This is a genomic window from Exiguobacterium sp. Leaf196, from assembly GCF_001423965.1.
GTDB lineage: Bacteria > Bacillota > Bacilli > Exiguobacteriales > Exiguobacteriaceae > Exiguobacterium_A.
Genome location: NZ_LMPV01000001.1, coordinates 251,442 through 270,136 on the forward strand (window position 1 = coordinate 251,442; position 18,695 = coordinate 270,136).

17 protein-coding genes are annotated in these 18,695 nt (G+C 45.4%); 13 read left to right on the forward strand and 4 right to left on the reverse strand.

Annotated elements, in window-relative coordinates:
• Positions 1-55: 55 nt before the first annotated feature.
• The 5 genes from dnaG to ASG02_RS01340 all read left to right on the forward strand — a co-directional run bounded on the left by dnaG (position 56) and on the right by ASG02_RS01340 (position 5,415).
• Complete coding sequence (gene dnaG, locus ASG02_RS01320; RefSeq protein WP_056060131.1) at positions 56-1,852, forward strand: DNA primase; 1,797 nt, start codon at positions 56-58, stop codon at positions 1,850-1,852.
• 34 nt (positions 1,853-1,886) lie between these two features.
• Positions 1,887-2,972, forward strand: a complete 1,086-nt coding sequence (rpoD, locus tag ASG02_RS01325) for an RNA polymerase sigma factor RpoD (RefSeq protein ID WP_023467512.1) — start codon at positions 1,887-1,889, stop codon at positions 2,970-2,972.
• 153 nt (positions 2,973-3,125) lie between these two features.
• Positions 3,126-3,467 carry a cytochrome c550 gene (cccA, locus tag ASG02_RS01330; RefSeq protein WP_056060134.1) on the forward strand — a complete coding sequence of 114 codons (342 nt, stop codon included), beginning with the start codon at positions 3,126-3,128 and terminating at the stop codon, positions 3,465-3,467.
• A 119-nt stretch (positions 3,468-3,586) separates the two neighbouring features.
• Entirely contained in the window at positions 3,587-4,303 is a 717-nt protein-coding gene (locus ASG02_RS01335) for a tRNA (adenine(22)-N(1))-methyltransferase TrmK (protein WP_056060136.1), read from the forward strand.
• Positions 4,303-5,415, forward strand: a complete 1,113-nt coding sequence (locus tag ASG02_RS01340) for a Nif3-like dinuclear metal center hexameric protein (RefSeq protein ID WP_056060140.1) — start codon at positions 4,303-4,305, stop codon at positions 5,413-5,415. The genes ASG02_RS01335 and ASG02_RS01340 overlap by 1 nt, the downstream gene beginning before the upstream one ends.
• Before the next feature lie 98 nt (positions 5,416-5,513).
• Here the strand turns inward: ASG02_RS01340 and ASG02_RS01345 are convergent, their stop codons facing one another.
• Complete coding sequence (locus tag ASG02_RS01345) at positions 5,514-6,461, reverse strand: 4-hydroxy-3-methylbut-2-enyl diphosphate reductase (RefSeq protein WP_035409199.1); 948 nt, start codon at positions 6,459-6,461, stop codon at positions 5,514-5,516.
• Between the two features lie 145 nt (positions 6,462-6,606).
• Here ASG02_RS01345 and ASG02_RS01350 point away from each other — a divergent pair, with 145 nt between their 5' ends.
• The 5 genes from ASG02_RS01350 to ASG02_RS01370 all read left to right on the forward strand — a co-directional run bounded on the left by ASG02_RS01350 (position 6,607) and on the right by ASG02_RS01370 (position 12,359).
• Entirely contained in the window at positions 6,607-8,370 is a 1,764-nt protein-coding gene (locus tag ASG02_RS01350; RefSeq protein ID WP_056060144.1) for a nitrogen regulation protein NR(II), read from the forward strand.
• Complete coding sequence (locus ASG02_RS01355) at positions 8,367-9,320, forward strand: sugar ABC transporter substrate-binding protein (protein WP_056060147.1); 954 nt, start codon at positions 8,367-8,369, stop codon at positions 9,318-9,320. Before ASG02_RS01350 ends, ASG02_RS01355 begins: the two co-directional genes overlap by 4 nt.
• A 47-nt stretch (positions 9,321-9,367) precedes the next feature.
• A complete protein-coding gene (locus tag ASG02_RS01360) occupies positions 9,368-10,720 on the forward strand; it encodes a DEAD/DEAH box helicase (protein ID WP_035409194.1) in 1,353 nt (450 codons plus the stop codon).
• A 98-nt stretch (positions 10,721-10,818) separates the two neighbouring features.
• Positions 10,819-11,721 carry a deoxyribonuclease IV gene (locus ASG02_RS01365; RefSeq protein WP_035409192.1) on the forward strand — a complete coding sequence of 301 codons (903 nt, stop codon included), beginning with the start codon at positions 10,819-10,821 and terminating at the stop codon, positions 11,719-11,721.
• Between the two features lie 20 nt (positions 11,722-11,741).
• Complete coding sequence (locus ASG02_RS01370; RefSeq protein WP_056060149.1) at positions 11,742-12,359, forward strand: hypothetical protein; 618 nt, start codon at positions 11,742-11,744, stop codon at positions 12,357-12,359.
• Between the two features lie 120 nt (positions 12,360-12,479).
• Here the strand turns inward: ASG02_RS01370 and ASG02_RS01375 are convergent, their stop codons facing one another.
• The 3 genes from ASG02_RS01375 to ASG02_RS01385 are packed head-to-tail and all read right to left on the reverse strand — an operon-like array spanning position 12,480 to position 16,393.
• Positions 12,480-12,650 carry a XapX domain-containing protein gene (locus ASG02_RS01375; RefSeq protein ID WP_023467523.1) on the reverse strand — a complete coding sequence of 57 codons (171 nt, stop codon included), beginning with the start codon at positions 12,648-12,650 and terminating at the stop codon, positions 12,480-12,482.
• Between the two features lie 54 nt (positions 12,651-12,704).
• Positions 12,705-14,858 (reverse strand): RNA degradosome polyphosphate kinase, encoded by a 2,154-nt coding sequence (locus ASG02_RS01380; RefSeq protein ID WP_035409188.1) that lies wholly within the window; start codon positions 14,856-14,858, stop codon positions 12,705-12,707.
• Positions 14,855-16,393, reverse strand: coding sequence for a Ppx/GppA family phosphatase (locus tag ASG02_RS01385; RefSeq protein WP_056060152.1), 1,539 nt, complete (start codon positions 16,391-16,393; stop codon positions 14,855-14,857). Before ASG02_RS01385 ends, ASG02_RS01380 begins: the two co-directional genes overlap by 4 nt.
• Positions 16,394-16,608: 215 nt before the next feature.
• Here ASG02_RS01385 and ASG02_RS01390 point away from each other — a divergent pair, with 215 nt between their 5' ends.
• The 3 genes from ASG02_RS01390 to ASG02_RS01400 are packed head-to-tail and all read left to right on the forward strand — an operon-like array spanning position 16,609 to position 18,645.
• A complete protein-coding gene (locus ASG02_RS01390; RefSeq protein WP_035409184.1) occupies positions 16,609-17,376 on the forward strand; it encodes a metal ABC transporter ATP-binding protein in 768 nt (255 codons plus the stop codon).
• Positions 17,373-18,242 carry a metal ABC transporter permease gene (locus tag ASG02_RS01395; protein WP_035409182.1) on the forward strand — a complete coding sequence of 290 codons (870 nt, stop codon included), beginning with the start codon at positions 17,373-17,375 and terminating at the stop codon, positions 18,240-18,242. Before ASG02_RS01390 ends, ASG02_RS01395 begins: the two co-directional genes overlap by 4 nt.
• Positions 18,214-18,645, forward strand: coding sequence for a Fur family transcriptional regulator (locus tag ASG02_RS01400; protein WP_035409180.1), 432 nt, complete (start codon positions 18,214-18,216; stop codon positions 18,643-18,645). The genes ASG02_RS01395 and ASG02_RS01400 overlap by 29 nt, the downstream gene beginning before the upstream one ends.
• Positions 18,646-18,695: the final 50 nt, after the last annotated feature.

Consider the following 18,695-nt stretch of genomic DNA (forward strand, 5'->3'; position numbering starts at 1 on the left):
CATTGCGGGTATGGTCATGTAAGGATAAGTTCTCAAGGAAAGGGGAGAGGACGGAATGAAGCGAATTCCTGATGAAATCGTCGATCAGGTCCGCCAAGCAACGGACATCGTCGAATTGATTTCAGAACGTGTAGAATTAAAAAAACAAGGGAATCGATATTCAGGGCTTTGCCCGTTTCATTCTGAGAAATCACCTTCCTTTTCTGTTTCTCCTGATAAAGGAATGTACTACTGTTTTGGATGTGGTGCAGGAGGAAATGCAATTACTTTCGTCATGGAAACAGAAGGAATGAGTTTCAAGGAAGCCGTTTCGAAATTAGCCGACCGAAGCGACGTCACACTTCCAGAGCTAGAACCAGACCGATTCGAGCAGTCGGAATCGACGCCTGAACAGGAAAAGAAGTTCCGCATGCGTGAAGCGCATCGAATCGTCACCGAGCTCTATCACGAGGTGCTGATTCAAACGGAAGCAGGCGACGCCGGAAGAATCTATTTAGAAAATCGCGGTATACGCGAGGGGGCGATGCGTGAGTTTCGACTCGGGTATGCACCGGATCAAGATCGTTTTACAGTGGATTCCTTGGCACGACGTGGGTTTGATTTAGATGAGATGGTCGAAGCGGGATTGATTTCAATCGGACGTGATGGTGATTATCGAGATCGATTCAACGGTCGGGTCGTGTTCCCTATTTCCGATCGTGATGGCACGATCGTCGGATTTAGTGGTCGTTCGATTGACGGTCGTGACCCAAAGTATGTTAATACAGCGGAAACCCCTTTGTTCAATAAAAGTGAACTGTTATTTGGATTTGCTCAAGCACGAGGGGCGATGCGTAAAATCAAACAAGTCGTCCTTGTTGAGGGAAATCTTGATGTTGTGCGTGTTGCTCAAGCGGGTATACCTTATACGGTAGCTTCTTTAGGAACAGCGTTAACGCCTGTTCATGCCCAAAACCTGGCACGCATCGTCGATGAAGTCATTGTTTGTTATGACGGAGACAAAGCAGGACGCGCTGCGACGCTAAAAGCCTTACAGTTGCTTGAGGCCGTTGCCGTCGACTGTTCCGTCATCCGCTTACCGGATGGCGAAGACCCTGACTCTTTTATTGGGAACCAGGGAGAAGAGACGTTTTTACACTGGATCGAACAAAAACGGGTTTCAAGTCTTGAATTCAAATCTTTTTATTTTCGACAAGGAAAAAACTTGCGATTAGAAGGAGAACGCGTTCGATATATTGAAACTATGCTTGAAGAGATTGGTCGAACATCCAATCCGTTGTTACGGGACATCTATTTAGGAAAACTTTCTGAGGAATTTAAACTCTCGAAAGATTCCTTGATCGCACAAGTGCGTCCAACCGTTCAACAGCCGAAAAGAGAACAAATCGTTTCCGATCGCCCGACCGCTGTACCGACAGCACCTCCTGATCGAACGTTCGCGAACTGGAAAAAGGCAGAACGCTTCTTGCTTGCCTACATGATCCGTTCCGAAGAAGTATGTCTAGAAGTGCGTGAGCAGCTGGGTGTCCAATTCAATGATCCGGCACATCAATTGATTGCCGGCAAGTTATATGAATTTTATGGGACAGGTACGCAAGGAAGTCCAGATCGTTTTTTGACGATGCTCCATGATGCTTCCCTGCAACGAATCGTAGTGGATCTAGAGTTCATGCTGATGCCTGAATATGATCCTGACTTACTCAGTCATTACATTCGTGCCGTCCAGAACGAACAGCAACGTCGATTGCTCGAAGAAGAAAAATCACGATTGAATCAACAAACAGATATCCGTGCCCAAGCGGAACTGATGCAGGCGATCATTGAACGAAAGCGTCGTTTAAAAGATCGATGACCTGCTGCATGATGTGGAAGGAGTGTATGGTTCGATGGCAGAAAAAGCAAGATCAGAAGCTGAATTACTCCGTCTCGCGAAAGAGGAACTCATCGCGCTCGGACATAAGAATGGTGAATTGTCGCACCAGAAAATCGAAGACAAACTGAGTTCGTTCGAATCAATGGATGCTCAGCAATTCGAGGAATTCCTTCAATTGCTTGAAACAGAAGGTATCAAGGTTAACAATGACGGTACAGGAGATGAAAAGGAAGAGGCGGATTTGAACGATTTGTCTGTTCCACCCGGCGTTAAGATCAATGACCCTGTCCGGATGTATCTAAAAGAAATCGGACGCGTGGATTTGTTGAATGCAGAAGACGAAGTTGAACTCGCGAAACGAATCGAACAAAACGATGAGGAAGCGAAAAAACGTCTAGCGGAAGCAAATTTACGTCTCGTCGTTTCGATCGCTAAACGGTATGTCGGACGCGGTATGTTGTTCCTTGATTTGATTCAAGAAGGTAACATGGGTCTGATCAAGGCGGTCGAGAAATTCGACTATACGAAGGGATATAAATTCTCGACGTATGCAACGTGGTGGATTCGTCAAGCGATCACACGTGCGATTGCCGACCAAGCACGGACGATCCGGATTCCGGTTCATATGGTTGAGACGATCAATAAATTGATTCGTGTCCAACGTCAACTTTTGCAAGATCTCGGACGCGAACCTTCACCGGAAGAGATTTCGAAAGAGATGGAAATCACGCCGGAAAAAGTTCGTGAAATCCTGAAAATTGCGCAAGAGCCGGTTTCTCTTGAGACACCGATCGGGGAAGAAGACGATTCACACCTCGGTGATTTCATCGAGGATCAAGATGCGACAGCACCACAGGATGCTGCTGCATATGAACTCTTAAAAGAGCAACTCGAAGATGTGTTAGATACACTCACGGATCGTGAAGAAAACGTCCTTCGTCTTCGCTTCGGACTTGATGATGGTCGGACTCGAACACTCGAAGAAGTCGGCAAGGTGTTTGGCGTCACGCGTGAGCGGATTCGTCAAATCGAAGCAAAAGCACTTCGGAAACTTCGTCATCCAAGTCGTTCAAAACGCTTGAAAGACTTCCTCGATTAATTCAAAGTGTGAAGAATATATGAAATTTTAGTGGGAAGGGAGAAAAAAGTTTCGTTTTTTTCTTCCTTCCCTGTTTTTTTTACAGTAGAATAGTAACGGGGAATACCATTCAGTCACCAACTTGGTTGGGTATAGAATATGGGGGGAATCCAAATGCGTAATCCATTAGTACCGTTTGCGGCGATCGCAGTCATCGCCATCATCGCAATGATTTCATTGTCTTACTTTGGGGTCGATCAGGTGAAGGAAGCTCGCAAAGGGCCGTCAACTGCAGAAATGAAGCCAGAAGACTTGTTTGCATCTAAAGGATGTACAGGATGTCACGGTGGAAACTTAGAAGGCGGCGTTGGTCCGAACTTAACAAAGATCGGCGCGAAGCTGAAAGAAGATGAAATCAAGGACATCGCAATGAACGGTAAAGGGCAAATGCCTGGCGGTCTTGCGAATGACGAAGAAGCAGCTGTTCTAGCTAAATGGTTAGCTGCTAAGAAATAAGAACAAGAGCATCTATCTCGTTACGAGATGGATGTTTTTTTATGGGCGGATGGTTTCTTTTTTACTGTAAATCCGCTATTTTAAAAGAGAGTTTTCGGAAAATAGGAAGGATGAAGAAGATGCAAATGAACGTCGTATTGGATCAACGACTCCAAAAAGTCGTGTCGTATATTCCACAAGGAGCCATCCTTGCAGATATTGGTTCGGATCATGCATTCGTACCGTGTTTTTGTATCCAACAAAATAAAATCGAACGCGCCATCGCGGGGGAAGTGAATGAAGGACCGATGGAAGCCGCAAAAGGACAAGTGGCACTTGTAGGACTCGAGTCCCAAATTGATGTCCGTCTCGGGAGTGGTCTATCGGTATTGAAACCGGGAGAAGCGACAGCGATCACAATCGCGGGAATGGGTGGAACATTGATTGCCTCAATCCTTGAAGAAGGGAAAGATCGATTGTCGGGAGAAGAACGTTTGATTCTACAACCGAATGTCGATGCAGTCGATGTCCGAAACTGGTTACTCGCACATTCGTATGCCTTATTGTCAGAAGCCATCGTCGAGGAGAATGGGAAGATTTATGAAATCCTTGTCGCGGAACGTGGCGAAGAAACCTTATATTCGGAAGATGAAACAACACGACAATGGGAACTCTTCTTTGGTCCTCAGTTGATGCGAGAGCGAGCGCCAGAATTCATTGCAAAGTGGCAAATGGAAAAACAAAAACGTCAGTATATTTTGGAGCAGATGAAACAAGGACAAACTACGGAAATCTTATCTGAAAAAATCATAGCGATCGAACGATTGATTCAAAAGATGGAAGAGGTGACAAGCTGATGGCGAATGGGAATTATGTCATTGAGCAGTTTGAAGCATTCGCTCCGAAAAAATTCGCGCTCGAGGGTGATCCGATCGGTTTGCATATTGGAACGTTGAACAAGGACGTAAAACGTGTGCTCGTGACACTTGATGTCTTGGAGTCTGTCGTTGATGAAGCGATTGAAAAAAAGGTTGATCTCATCATCGCGCATCATCCACCGATTTTTAGCAAGTTAGCGAATGTGACGGATCGTTCCGCAACAGGACGCATCGTCACAAAATGTATCAAGCACGATATTGCGGTGTACGCTGCGCATACGAACCTTGATGTGACACCAGGAGGGGTCAATGATTGGATGGCAGAGGCAATCGGTCTTGAGTCATGTGAAGTTCTCGCCCCCACATTTGAAAATACGCGCTACAAGTTGAGCGTTTTTGTACCAACAGAAGCTGCAGAGCGTGTCTCGACAGCACTTGCAAAAGCAGGAGCCGGGCAAGAAGGGGATTATAGTGACTGCCAGTTTCATGTCAATGGAACTGGGCAATTCCGACCGTCGCCTGAGGCTACGCCATATATCGGTGAAGCGAATCAACTCGAGCGGGTTTCTGAAATCCGAATTGAGACGATCGTGACGGAATTGGATCAGAAACAAGTCATTCGAGCGATGAAGCAGGCACATCCTTACGAAGAGGTAGCCTATGATCTCATAAAGCAGGAACGTCCGGCAGCGCCACTTGGTCTCGGACGGATAGGTCGATTGCCGAAACCCATGACGTTGCGAGCATTTGCAGAGCACGTTCGGACGGTGTTTGGTGTTCAAAACTTGCGTTTCGTTGGAGACGAATCACGGGAGATCAATAAAGTCGCTGTTCTCGGTGGCGATGGGAATAAATATGTCTCGACAGCAGCTTTTGCCGGAGCCGATGTCCTTGTCACGGGTGATCTCTATTTTCATGTCGCCCATGATGCGATGGCACTTGGACTAGCGGTCGTTGATCCCGGACATCATGTAGAGTCGGTCATGAAAGAAGGCGTCGTCAACGAATTGAAGCGCCGATTCGATCAGAAAAAAATCGACGTTGAACTACTAATTTCAACAGCGAATACGAATCCGTTTCAGTTTTTGTGAGGCAACGAATCGAGTACGCTAAGGGTATCTTTTGAGCAGTAAAAAACCGAGTCGCGAATGATAATCGCGACTCGGTTTTGCTGTATCGATTGTTAGGATTAAAGTACTTTGACTTTAGGCAAAATCCGTCTTAGTTCAAGGAATGGTGTCTTGTCATGCGTACTAATATCAGTAGGATCATATTGTTGTAAGAAGTCGATGACTTTTTTCGTGATCGGTGTTGGCGTCGATGCACCTGATGTGACGCCGACTTGCTGTACACCTTCAAGCCATGATAAATCAAGCTCCGTTAAATCGCCGATTCGATGTGCAGGAGTTCCTGCGATATCAAAGGATACCTGTGCCAAACGGTTCGAGTTGTTCGAACGTGGGTCACCGACGACGATGACGAGATCACAGTCTCCTGCTTGATCTGCTACCGCTTCTTGTCGGACTTGTGTTGCGTTACAGATTTCATTGTGTACTTCCACATGCGGATATTTTTTCCGAACGTGTTCCATCAAAGCTTGGACATCCCATTGACTCATCGTTGTCTGGTTCGTGACGATGATTTTTTTATGAGCAAGCTGAGGAGGAAGTTCATCGATATCTTCGACTTTTTCGATGAGGTGAACATGTTCCGGCGCTACGCCGACGGCACCTTCAGGCTCCGGATGCCCATGTTTCCCGACGTAGATGACTTCGTAATCATCTGCGACGACTTGACGAATCAAGTCGTGGGTACGCGTTACGTCAGGACACGTCGCATCGACGACGTGTAAGTTCTTCTCTGCAGCACGAGCATAAACAGCAGGTGAAATACCGTGTGCTGTAAAGATGACCGTTCCCTCTTGAATCGTCTCTAAGGCTTCGAGGCGATCAGGACCATCAACAGTGATGACGCCCATGTTTTCGAACTCACGTGTGACGTGAGCATTGTGGACGATCATCCCTAAAATATGGATCGGACGTGGCAAATCTTTATTCAATGCCGCTTGTTGTGCAAGTTTCATTGCGTCGACGACACCGTAACAATAGCCGCGGGGGCTGATTTTTTTTACTAGCATAGTTGTAGATTCTCCCTTTGTGAAAAAGAATGATTAGTTAGAGTGTACCATTGATTGAAGCTGAATGAAAATAGAGGAGTCTGTTTCAGCCACAGAACATGCTATACTAATGAAGTTGTCAATTATTCAAAAGGGAGGCGAAGGGATGGAGTCAAAGAAAATGATGCGGTCGTATTTTTTCCAAATCACCGCCGTCTTATTCATCCTGATTTGTCTTGTCATTTCAGCGCTTGCCTTCACTGCAGACCGGGTCACGATTTCCCGAGTCGAACAACAAACAGAGAAACAGAGTGAAAAAAGTGTTGAAGTCTCTGGGAATGCGATTCGCGACAATGTCGGGAATTTGCATGAAGAGATCATGAGCTTGCAGTTGAATGTCAAAAACCCTAAAAAGTTGAATCGGAAAATTGAGGAGTCTAAATTGTTAGACATTGATACAGGGTTTAAAAGTCTCTTTTATTTTGACCGAAAGACGAAACAAATCACCTGGTTCTCAAGCGATGATCGTCGAGTGGAGAATAGTACCATCCTAAAAGACGATGATTTTGTGCAAACGTTGACGAGTACGGATTTTCATATGAGCAAGCTATATACGATGGAGTCAGATGCTATCACGTACATGTTCGTCCCGATTCGAGACGGCAATGAGCGTGTCGGAGTCTTTGGTGGTGGATTAAGCGTCATGAATTCGATTGTTTTTCGAAATTCACTTGAATCGTTCGACGATCAGACCATTGCTTACCTCTTCAATAGTAAAAAACAATTGTTAGCCACATCCAGTAATCTCGTGACAGATGAAGAGCGCGTATTATCGAGAAGTGTGGTTGACCGTGCTTTTAAATCGCTAGAACCTTCCGAGATTTTTAGTACGAATCAAGATATGTATTACTTTGCGAAAGATTTGAAAGTGACGGATTGGAAAATACTCGTTCGAACGCCGCGAAATGTTTTTTATGAACCGGTCTATACGACACGACAACAATATTTGATCATCGCGGCTTTAACGCTTGTCCTCAGTCTAATTGTCGGCTATTTGATGTCGAAGCAGTTGACCGCGCCGATGCTTGAACTTGTAAATAAGATCGAGAAAAGCACCTCACCCAAACCGATCGTTCTTGAGCGAGCGGGATCTAATGAGGTCAAGACACTCGTTGCCGCCTATAACGAGTATGCACAACGGATGGAAAATGCGCGTCTTGAGCAATTGAGTCAGCAACAAACGATGTTACATCAAGAAAAATTAGCATCGCTCGGTCAATTAGCAGCAGGAATCGCACACGAAATCCGTAATCCATTGACGCCTGTTAAGATGACCTTACAGTTGTTAGCGACGGAAAAAGATCGTAATGCAGAAATGCTCGTTCTTGCTTTATCAGAACTCGATCGGGCGAATGGTATGATTCAAACGATGCTCGATCTGTCAAAAGGTGAGAACAATGCGCTTCAAAAAACAACGATTGATATGAATGATTTAATGAAGAAATTGACATATATCCTCGAAGCTGAAGCGCATCATTACGAGGCGGACTGCAAGATTTATACACCATCCTTTATGCCGAAGATTTATGCGTCAGAAGAGGGGATCTTACAAATTTTAGCAAACTGTGTCCGAAATGCCCTACAAGCTGTTGCGTTTAAAGGACCGGACGGCATATGTCATCTGCATGTCCATGTCTATCCAGAAGAGGTCGTATTCATTGTTCAGGATAACGGAATCGGTATGGACGGAGATCAAATCGAACATGTCGGTCAAGCATTCAAAACATCGAAAGTCGACGGAAATGGACTTGGGATCTTCATGTCGAAACAAATCGTCCGTGATCATAAAGGGAAAATGATCTTTGATAGTAAGCCGGGCGTCGGTACGACGATTCAAGTTCACTTGCCACGAAAGGAGCAAATGGAATGAAATTCAATAAGGCCTGGTTATTCGTCCTGATTGTCTGGATTTCATCCGTTCTGTTCATTTCCAACTTGTTCGTCAATCCAGATCCTAGTCCACGACGTCATCTCGTTGGATTTACGATCGTTAATGATAAGCATGAGTTCGCACAACGGCTCGTAGATGCGTTTAAAACGCAGGCAAAAATCAATAAATACGAAGCGGTCGTCACGACTTCCCATAACTCACGCATCAATGAACGGGAGCAGATTCAAGAGTTCATTCGGATGAAAGTCGATGCGATCTTCGTGACGACACTAGATGACGTCTATATCGCTAATACATTAGAAGAAGCGGCTCGTGCCGGGATTCCGGTTTTTGCCATCGATCGATTGATTCGTTCCGATGCAGTCGTCAGTTCAATCACTTCAAATAATCAATTGATTGGGGAACAACTTGCATCATTCATTAAACACGAACGTATCAAGCAGACGGGACGAGCTACCGCCAATATCATTGAAGTCGCAGGGACAGCAAACGTCAATACAACGAATGAACGACACCGAGGATTTTTGACTGGTCTTGAGCGTGAGCCGGAACTTCAGATTGTCGAATCCGTGAATGGGGATTACGACCCCATCACTTCAGAAAAGGTTATGACGCAGGTGATTGAGTCAGGAATTCCGTTTGATGCCGTCTATTGTCATAATGACGATATCGCGCTTGGTGTCCTCGAAGCATTGAAAAAAGCAGGCATCAAAGGAAAAATAATTGTCGGCATAGACGGGAATCGTGCTATATTAGAAGCTGTTGACATGAAATCGATGGATGCGACGGTCGTCCAGAGTGCTGATGAGATGATGAAAGTCGCCTTCAGTGCATTGAAGCTTCATACGAAAAACAAAAAGATTCCAAATCGTTTTTATACGTACTCCTATCTGTATGACGGTAGTAGACCCATAACCATGTTGAACTAATCGAGAGGCAGATGCCTCAGCAAATAAGGAAAGGACGGTGTCAATTCATGAATGGATTCAGCCATTATCAATTACACCCGTTCGTCATCGAAGCACTCGATGACGCCCGCATCACAAAACCGACCGACATTCAGTCGCGGATCATCCCAGCTGCAGTAAAGGGGCGCGATATCATCGGTCAATCACAAACAGGAACAGGAAAAACGTTATCGTTCCTTCTTCCAATCGTTCAAAACGTCGATCCGAAGCTTCAAGAATTACAGGCGATCATCGTTGCTCCGACGCGTGAACTTGCTTGGCAAATCCATGAAGAACTAAAATCGTTACTCGTGAAAGAACCTGACTTCATCAAAACGAGTCTCATTACAGGTGGGATGGATCGCGAACGTCAAATTGGTCGTGTTAAAGTCTCGCCACAAATCGTCATCGGAACACCGGGACGTATTTTAGATTTATTCAAGGAACAAGCATTGAAGCCGCATTTCGTGAAGCACTACGTCATCGATGAAGCGGATCAAATGCTCGATATGGGGTTCTTGCCAGAAGTTGACCGGATTGCTCAAGCTCTTCCAGAACAGCTTCAGATGATGGTCTTCTCAGCAACGATTCCTGAGAAATTGCAACCGTTTTTGAAAAAATACATGAACAACCCGCGTTACGCCCATGTGGATCCGAAACAGCAGACAGCGAAGAAAATCGTTCACCATACGATTCCAGTCAAGCACCGTGAGCGCTCAGAGTTGACGCTAAAAGTCGCGAAAGCGTTGAACCCTTATATCTGTCTGATCTTTACGAACACAAAAGCAGAAGCAATCGAAGTCGAAGCTTTGTTCCTAGAAGCAGGACTTAATGTTGGTTCTCTTCACGGTGATCTCCCGGCTCGTCGCCGGAAACAAGCGATCAAGGAAATCAACGATGCGAAGTACCAGTATGTCATCGTGACGGATCTTGCTGCACGTGGAATCGATATTTCAGGTGTCTCACACGTCATCAACCACGGTATTCCGAAAGACTTGGACTTCTACGTTCACCGTGTTGGTCGGACAGGTCGTGTCGATCAAGATGGATTGGCGTACACGCTGTTTGAAGATCACGAGAACGGTATGATCAATCGCTTAGAGGACCGTGGCATTCAATTTACGAACGTCGATGTCAAAGGCAGTCAAATCGTCGAAGTCAAAGAACGTCGCCGTGCGAAGCCGCACATGAAGACTGCCGTCTCGAAGACAGCGCATAGTCGCCTTTCGGGTGAAGCAGCAAAAGCGAAAAAACGTGTTAAACCAGGTTATAAGAAGAAACATCAATATAAGCTGAAAGAAACAGCAAAACGTGAACGCATCAAAGAACAACGTGGTGTCGGTCGCGCGCAACGTAAAGAAAACGCCCGCAAATCAAAATAACTCCATTGATGACACCCGTGAAATGAAAAAACATTTTTCGGGTGTCTTGTCGTTTTCAAGATTTGGTACACTGTAAAAAGAGAAAGGTGGAAAACAACATGAAAATAGGTTCACACGTCTCCGTTTCGGGGAAAAAAATGCTGTTAGGTGCCAGTGAGGAAGCAGCGTCTTATGGTGCAACGACGATGATGGTCTATACAGGAGCACCTCAAAATACACGCCGTAAGCCGATGGAAGAGTTACGAATTCCGGAAGCGTTGCAACATATGAGTGCGAATGGAATTGAAGAAATCGTCGTACACGCACCGTATATCATCAACCTGGGGAATACGACAAAACCCGAGACATTCGAACTCGCGGTTTCGTTTTTAGGAGCTGAGATCAAACGAGCAGAAGCTCTAGAGAAAGCACGACACATCGTATTGCATCCAGGTGCGCATGTAGGTGCTGGGGAAGAGGTTGGAATCAAACGGATCGTTGAAGGACTCAATGAAGTATTGACAGGCGAAGAACAGGTGAAGATAGCGCTTGAGACGATGGCTGGAAAAGGATCGGAAATCGGAAAAACCTTCGAGGAACTTGCTCAGATCATTGAAGGCGTCACACATCATGATCGTCTGTCCGTCTGTCTTGATACATGCCACGTGCATGATGCGGGATACGATATCGTGCACGACCTAGATGGTGTTCTCGAACAATTCGACCGAATCGTCGGACTGGATCGTCTTGGTGTCATCCATGTGAATGACTCGAAAAATGTCCGCGGTGCGCGGAAAGACCGTCACGAAAATATTGGTTTTGGTGAGATTGGATTTGATGCCTTACACCGTGTCGTGCATCATCCTGCCCTGGCTCATTTACCCAAAATTCTAGAGACACCTTACATTGGTCTCGATCCAAAGAAAAAAGTAGCACCGTATAAACAAGAAATCGATATGTTACGTTCGGGTGCATTTGATGCAGACTGGCGTCTACCGATTCTAGGAGCACCGGTCGAATAACTCATAAAGGGGTGTCAGTGATGTGTCATATACTCGTCGTCGATGAGACTAATTTTGCGATACGACAAGCTGTTGTCCACTATTATGAAACAAAGGAACCGTTTTATTTGCCGGCAGATCTGGCAGAGGGAGAAGAAGTATTTCTTGCGACGTCTGATGGAATCATTGCGTATGCAGAAGTCTTGTTCACGGAGTATACGACACGTCCAGAGGATCCGTTTTGGTTGACCGTTGCTGACGATTCGGAAGGATCTTATGTATGTCTTGATCTCATCAGTGTGGATTTACGACATCCGTTACTTGGACGACCACTCGATCAACTTAGTCTTAAAACCGGACCAGTCGAAAGCGCGTTTCGCACACGTCTGCTTGATTCATGGCAGTATGGGTATTTCGAAACCGATGTGCTGACACTCGAACAATCTAAACAACGTCGAATCGAGCGCTTCAAGGAGCGAAATCATCTAGAACAAATTGCGCGTCAATGTGTTCATTGTGAGGAGTCTAGGCAGTCGTTACTCGAATGGCATTTGACATCAGAAGGATACCAGACGGTGTGTCCGACATGTCACCGGTGGTTACATCAACGGATGTTGCATGCTATGGATACGGCGGCGGCGACGGAAGAGAGTGAGTAAAAGCTTTTTCTATTCAAGCAGAGCTCGTATGACTGATCATCCAATCATTAAAACCTTAAAAGAATCAAAAAAACAGTTCTCTATCTGCGCTGGCAGTAAAGAGAACTGTTTTCATTTAGATTAGAAAAAGCGTTCTACTAAAAACAGATAGATTTTCATCCCAAGGAAGACACCAAAGATCCCGACGACGGCTGGGAAAACGGGTGGAGCAGGGATTGGTAATTTCAATGCGGTGAACACGACTCCGCAGATGACGCCTGCGAGAAGGGATAACAAGATTTGCTGAAGCATACATTTCGTCCTTTCTGCTGTAATCAGCATTTGAAGTAAAGTATATCTTAAATGTCAGGTGGCATTTTGATCAAGAATGACTTTGTCATCCTTCTTTTCGATTGTGATCCACTTTTGTTTCAATGGAGCTGTAAAACTTGGTTTTTGTTTTAATTTGCCGCTCGTATAATCTAGAATCAGCAACTGTGATTCGCAGCTCTGTTTTCCGTCTTTAACGTAATAATAGGATCCAGCGGCTGTCTGCTCACGCGCTTTGACATTATCAGCAAGGGCGAGGGCGAGACAATCCTTTAGATATTGTTTATGTTCTTCGTCCATAATCGGGAACAAGATTTCAATCCGTTTTCGCATGTTGCGTGTCATCCAGTCAGCACTTGATCCATACATCAAATCCTGCCCGTTATGATGGAAGTAGAAGATGCGTGAATGTTCCAAATAACGATCAACGATCGAGATGACGCGAATGTTCTCCGAAACACCTGGAATGCCAGGACGCAGACAACAGACGCCACGAACGATAAGTTCGACTTGTACACCGGCGCGCGATGCCTTATAGAGACGTAAGATGATGTCTTTCTCCGTTAAACTATTCATCTTGGCGACGATTCGACCGTTTCCGTGTTTTTGATGATGATGGATTTCTTCATCAATCAATGACAGGAACTTCTCAAGCATCGCGTTCGGTGAAGTTTGGATGACGTTCCATTCGGGTTGTTCCCCGTATCCGGACAACCAGTTAAAGAAGTTTGTCGCATCTTCGGCGATTTCTTCTCGAGCCGTCAATAATCCGACATCCGTGTATAGTTTCGCCGTCGAATCATTATAGTTGCCGGTACCAAGATGGACGAAACGCTGAATCTTTCCTTCGTGGAGTCGGACGACGAGCGTGATCTTCGAGTGCGTCTTTAAATCACTATATCCGTAGATGACATGAGCGCCGGCTTTTTCTAGCTGCTTTGCCCACTCGATGTTCTTCGCCTCATCGAATCGAGCTTTGAGTTCGACGAGGACAGTGACCTGTTTCCCGTTCTCGGCTGCTGTTTTTAAGGCTTTAATGATCGGTGAGTCACCAGATACGCGGTAAAGGGTTTGTTTGATGGCAAGGACGTTCGGATCATTAGCCGCTTGGACGATGAACCGGACGATAGGATCAAACGTATGATATGGATGATGCAAGAGATAGTCGCGTTCCAGTAATTGATTGAACAGATTTTTTGAACTATCGAGTGCGGGTGGGTCGACCGGCATGATCGTCTGATAGATCAAATGATCATATTCAACACCGATTTGACTGTAGAAGGCGAAGGAGAACGTCAAATCAATCGGACCATCCACAGCAAAGATATCGCGTTCCTGCAAATCAAGTACATCACGTAGCATGTTGAGTAGTTCAGTATTGATGGCAGCTTTTTGGACTTCAAGTCGAATTGCTACCCCCCAACGCCGTTTTTTTAATTCCTTTTCGATTAACTTCAATAAATCGTGTGTCCCTTCTTCGTGAAACGGAAGGTCGGCATTCCGGGTGATCCGAAATGGCATGGCAGACAACACGCGATAGCCTTTAAATAAACTGTCAATGAAGGCGATGATGACGTCTTCGAGTAAAATGACAGCCGTCGTCTCGTCATCTTCTACCGGTAAATCGACGAATCGCGGTAAAACAGCAGGTACTTGTACGAGTGCCAAATTTCGTTTCGTCCCGTCTTCTGCTTCAAGAACCGTTGCGATGTTAAGTGATTTTGAAGACAACATCGGGAACGGACGATAGGCATCGACAGCAACAGGCGTGAGTACCGGAAAGACTTGTTCACGGAAAAAGGATTTTACATAGGTCGTTTGTTCTGAAGTCAGGGCGTCGTATTTTAAGAATGTAATGCCTTCATCTGATAACGTCTGATTGATTGCTTGAAATGCTTCGTATTGCCGATCGACTAACTCTTTTGTTTTCAACGCGATCGCACGTAACTGTTGTTTAGGTGTCATCTGTTGTTTATTTTCCGGTTTATTGAACCCAGCGAGCACTTCATCCTTTAAGCCACCGACCCTTACCATATAGAACTCGTCTAAATTGGAACTAAAGATACCGAGAAACTTAAAACGTTCCATTAATGGATTGCGTGTGTCAAAAGCTTCACCCAGTACACGTTCGTTGAACTGGAGCCAGCTGAGCTCACGATTATTGAAATGTTCCGGTATGTCGAGCTTCATGAAGGAAGATCTCCTTTCGTTTCGAAGGTAATCGTACAATCAATGATTCGTTCCAGGTGTTTCTTTTGTTTTTCGGCTTTTTCGACTTCAAATCCATAATCGTGATCGCCTGTATCGAGGACGAATTGGAGTTGGTCCTTTTTAAGGAACAGTTCCAAATGATCGACAGCTTTTCGTTCCGTCACGTCGAGGGCATGGCTTAACTTGAGTAAAGAACCGAGTAAGTCGAAGCGGTCCAGTGATTCTTCCGTGAACCATTCTTTGAACGGCTTTGCTAATTGTTGCATCCGTTTCGCTGAAGAATAGGAGCTGACAAGGGAGAGCGCAACGCGATCCTTATGCGTCATGCCATTCATTTCGGTGTTCGTCAACAAATAAAACGTCTGGTCTGATCGCGTGTCCGGATTAATGTATTGACCGCAATAAAACAAACGACTTGCGGAATCGAGGAGGCGTAAATCGGACGCTCGTTCTGATACCAGGTCTAACGTGACGAGTTGACGGTACATCGATTTAGCAAGTGTTCCGATATACGACGCACGATCACGATTGACCTTATAATCACTTTCAAGCTGATAGAGGCTCTGCTCACGTACGTTTTCAATCCGGCGGTATGCTTCGTCCTGCACGTCGAACTCGTAAACAAGACCTTCACGAAGACCGAGATTGCTCATGATGAATTCTTCCGCTTCGATGTGTTGAGCTAACCCTTGGATCGCAATCAATGCCGGCAGGAAAATATCGATTCGATCCTTTGATAACCCTTCGATTTTCGATAGCTGTTTCGCTGATTTCCCTTCCAGATCATCGACCATCTTCGCGAGTTCCTTCGCCTTGATTTGATATTGATGAACGCTCCGAAGCGGATAATCCTGATTGGATTGATGGATACGAACGAAGTTTCGGGCAGAACCACCGACACCGATTAAAGGAAGCTTTTTATCACTTAGCCATGGTATCGATTCGAATTGTTCCCGTAAGAATTTCACCAACTTCTTCTTATCACTTGCACTAAGTGTCTCGTCGGAAACGAATTGCCGTGTCAATGTGACGGCGCCAAATGGAAAGCTATGATACGCTACCATCTCGCGATTTTCGATCAAGGTGACTTCCATGGAACCACCGCCGATGTCGACAGAAAACCCATCTGTCAGGAAGGTCGAATTGATGATAGCAAAATAACCATAGTATGCTTCTTGTTCGTCTGTTAGAACCTGAATGGAAAAAGGTGTGTTTTCAGTAACGGATTTAACAATTGCTTCTCGATTCGTCGCATTACGAATAGCAGCGGTCGCGACACAAATCGTCTCCTCGACCTCATGGGTGACACCGACTTCGTAAAATCGATGTAACGTTTCTTCGAGTAACGAGATGCCTGCGTCGTCAAGTGCTCCGTCTTTATTGATATGAGCAGATAAACGCGCGACGACTTTAATGTTAATCTTCTCGATGTAACGACCAGAAGCGATCGGATGGAAGATGACATAACGAATTGAGTTGGAACCGATATCGATAACTGCAAGTTCTTGTTTCAAGTGACCTCGACTCCTCTCTGCGATGCGTGCATTAAAAGATTTCCCTTCCTGAACAAGCCGGAAACAGCTAGTTTCTGTCTTTATTGTACCTTGATTATTTTCAAAGGAGGATAGGAAGTTGCTAGAGTTGCACCAATAATTAGCGAACGCTATAATAAGACAGTTGATTAAGACGTAATTATTCCGTTTTACGAAAACGGAAGGAGTGAAAATAAATGGAAACACCAATCATCGAGATTGATCAAGTCAGCTATGATTATCCAGATCGCCGGGTATTGAATCAAGTTTCGTTTCAGGTTCAACAAGGACAATTCTTAGCAATCGTCGGGGAAAATGGATCTGGGAAATCGACGCTGATCAAATGTATCTTAGGTTTATTGCAACCGAAAGGAACGATTCGCTTATTCGGACAACCCCAATCGCAATTCAATGAATGGTGGCGAATCAGCTATGTCTCGCAAAAAGCAGCTTCGTTTAACTCGGGTTTCCCGGTAACTGTCGCAGAAGTCGTCGAGATGGGGTTGTATGCTAAAAAAGGACTTTTTCGTCGTTTGTCACGCGATGATCGAGACAAAGTACGGACTGCCCTTGAAACAGTTGGAATGTGGGAACGCCGTGATTCAAAAGTCGGCGACTTGTCCGGCGGTCAACAACAACGCGTCTTCATCGCGCGTGCGCTCGTCAACGATCCAGACTTAATGATCTTAGATGAACCAACTGTTGGTGTCGATCAGCGATATGTGAAAGAATTTTATGAAATTCTTGAAGAACTGCGTCGAGATAAACGGCGAACGTTCGTCCTTGTGACACATGATATCCATTTCGTCAGCAAACTCGTCACGGATGTCATTCATTTGGTCGATGGACGTTTAGGTTGTAACTGTGGCATTAAAGAGTATTGGGAACTAGATGAACAGACGATCCGCTCCCTCTATCCAGTTCCGGGACGTGTCCTCGTTCACGAAGGGAAGAGTGTCCAATGATCGAAGCATTCATGACGTTAAAATTTTTACAGTATGCTTTAGTGGCTGCCATTTTAATTGGATTCACGGCCCCATTGATTGGCTCGTTCGTCGTCGTCCGGCGGATGAGCCTGATCGCAGATGCACTTTCGCACGTCACGTTAGCTGGGATTGCACTCAGTCTCTTGATTTCTGGTATGGTCGCGCAATTAGCGGATTTAAATCCACTGTACTTAGGAATCGTGACGTCGGTCATCGCGGCACTGACGATTGATTGGTTGCGCGCTAAGTATAAGCATTTTCAAGAACTCGCGATTCCGATCATCATGGCAACAGGGATGGGGCTCGGTGCGACATTCATTAGTCTTGCGAACGGCTTTTCAATGGATCTCGTCTCCTTCTTATTTGGAACGGTTTCGGCTGTTGCCTTAACGGATGTGTACACGATTCTTATCGTGACGGTCGTGGTCGTCATCTTCGTCTTTGCCTTTTATAAGGAATTGTTGTTCCTCTCATTTGACGAGGAACAGGCACGTGTCTCGGGAATCCGACTTCGTTTAGTTCACATTCTCTTTATGATCGTCGTTGCGCTTGTGATCGCGATTAGTATGCGAATCGTCGGGATTTTACTTGTCTCGAGCTTAATCACGTTGCCGGTTGCGGCAGCACTTCGAATTGCAAAAAGTTTTAAGACGACGATCTTTTTAGCTATCATCTTCGGTGAGATTGCAACAGTACTTGGACTCATCCTGGCTTATCAGTTTGATTTAGCACCCGGCGGAATGATTGTCCTACTTGCCGTGCTCGAACTGATCATCGTCATGCTATTAGAACGTTTTTGGATAGGAGGTAAAACACATGAAGACGAACATCGAACAAGCGCGTGAACGAATGAAGGCTTCTGGGTTTAAAATGACACCGAAACGTCTGGATTTGCTATCGTATCTGTTTGAAGTGAATCGGTATGTCAGTGCGCGGGAAGTGGCAGAAGCTCTCCGGACGTCTCATCCTTCGTTAAGTTATGATACGATTTATCGAAACTTGAATGATTTTTCGGAAATCGACTTATTAGAAGTGACGGAATTAGACGGTGAGATGAAATATCGGGCTGCCTGTGCTTCCGGTCATCACCATCATCATTTGATATGCCGAATCTGCGGCAAGACGGAGACGTTGAATGTCTGCCCGATGGAGTGGATTTCACCCGCTCAAGAGACTGGTTTTGAAGTCGAAGATCATAAATTCGAAATCTATGGACGTTGTGCGAATTGTCAACGCTTGACGTCTTAAATAGAAGGGAACGTCCATTCGGGACGTTCTCTTTTTTGTTTTTATACGAC

Excerpts from the sequence above, each read along its gene's own strand:
- dnaG (WP_056060131.1), top strand. The coding sequence starts at position 56 with ATGAAGCGAATTCCTGATGAAATCGTCGATCAGGTCCGCCAAGCAACG.
- rpoD (WP_023467512.1), top strand. The coding sequence starts at position 1,887 with ATGGCAGAAAAAGCAAGATCAGAAGCTGAATTACTCCGTCTCGCGAAA.
- cccA (WP_056060134.1), top strand. The coding sequence starts at position 3,126 with ATGCGTAATCCATTAGTACCGTTTGCGGCGATCGCAGTCATCGCCATC.
- ASG02_RS01335 (WP_056060136.1), top strand. The coding sequence starts at position 3,587 with ATGCAAATGAACGTCGTATTGGATCAACGACTCCAAAAAGTCGTGTCG.
- ASG02_RS01340 (WP_056060140.1), top strand. The coding sequence starts at position 4,303 with ATGGCGAATGGGAATTATGTCATTGAGCAGTTTGAAGCATTCGCTCCG.
- ASG02_RS01345 (WP_035409199.1), bottom strand. The coding sequence starts at position 6,461 with ATGCTAGTAAAAAAAATCAGCCCCCGCGGCTATTGTTACGGTGTCGTC.
- ASG02_RS01350 (WP_056060144.1), top strand. The coding sequence starts at position 6,607 with ATGGAGTCAAAGAAAATGATGCGGTCGTATTTTTTCCAAATCACCGCC.
- ASG02_RS01355 (WP_056060147.1), top strand. The coding sequence starts at position 8,367 with ATGAAATTCAATAAGGCCTGGTTATTCGTCCTGATTGTCTGGATTTCA.
- ASG02_RS01360 (WP_035409194.1), top strand. The coding sequence starts at position 9,368 with ATGAATGGATTCAGCCATTATCAATTACACCCGTTCGTCATCGAAGCA.
- ASG02_RS01365 (WP_035409192.1), top strand. The coding sequence starts at position 10,819 with ATGAAAATAGGTTCACACGTCTCCGTTTCGGGGAAAAAAATGCTGTTA.
- ASG02_RS01370 (WP_056060149.1), top strand. The coding sequence starts at position 11,742 with ATGTGTCATATACTCGTCGTCGATGAGACTAATTTTGCGATACGACAA.
- ASG02_RS01375 (WP_023467523.1), bottom strand. The coding sequence starts at position 12,650 with ATGCTTCAGCAAATCTTGTTATCCCTTCTCGCAGGCGTCATCTGCGGA.
- ASG02_RS01380 (WP_035409188.1), bottom strand. The coding sequence starts at position 14,858 with ATGAAGCTCGACATACCGGAACATTTCAATAATCGTGAGCTCAGCTGG.
- ASG02_RS01390 (WP_035409184.1), top strand. The coding sequence starts at position 16,609 with ATGGAAACACCAATCATCGAGATTGATCAAGTCAGCTATGATTATCCA.
- ASG02_RS01395 (WP_035409182.1), top strand. The coding sequence starts at position 17,373 with ATGATCGAAGCATTCATGACGTTAAAATTTTTACAGTATGCTTTAGTG.
- ASG02_RS01400 (WP_035409180.1), top strand. The coding sequence starts at position 18,214 with ATGAAGACGAACATCGAACAAGCGCGTGAACGAATGAAGGCTTCTGGG.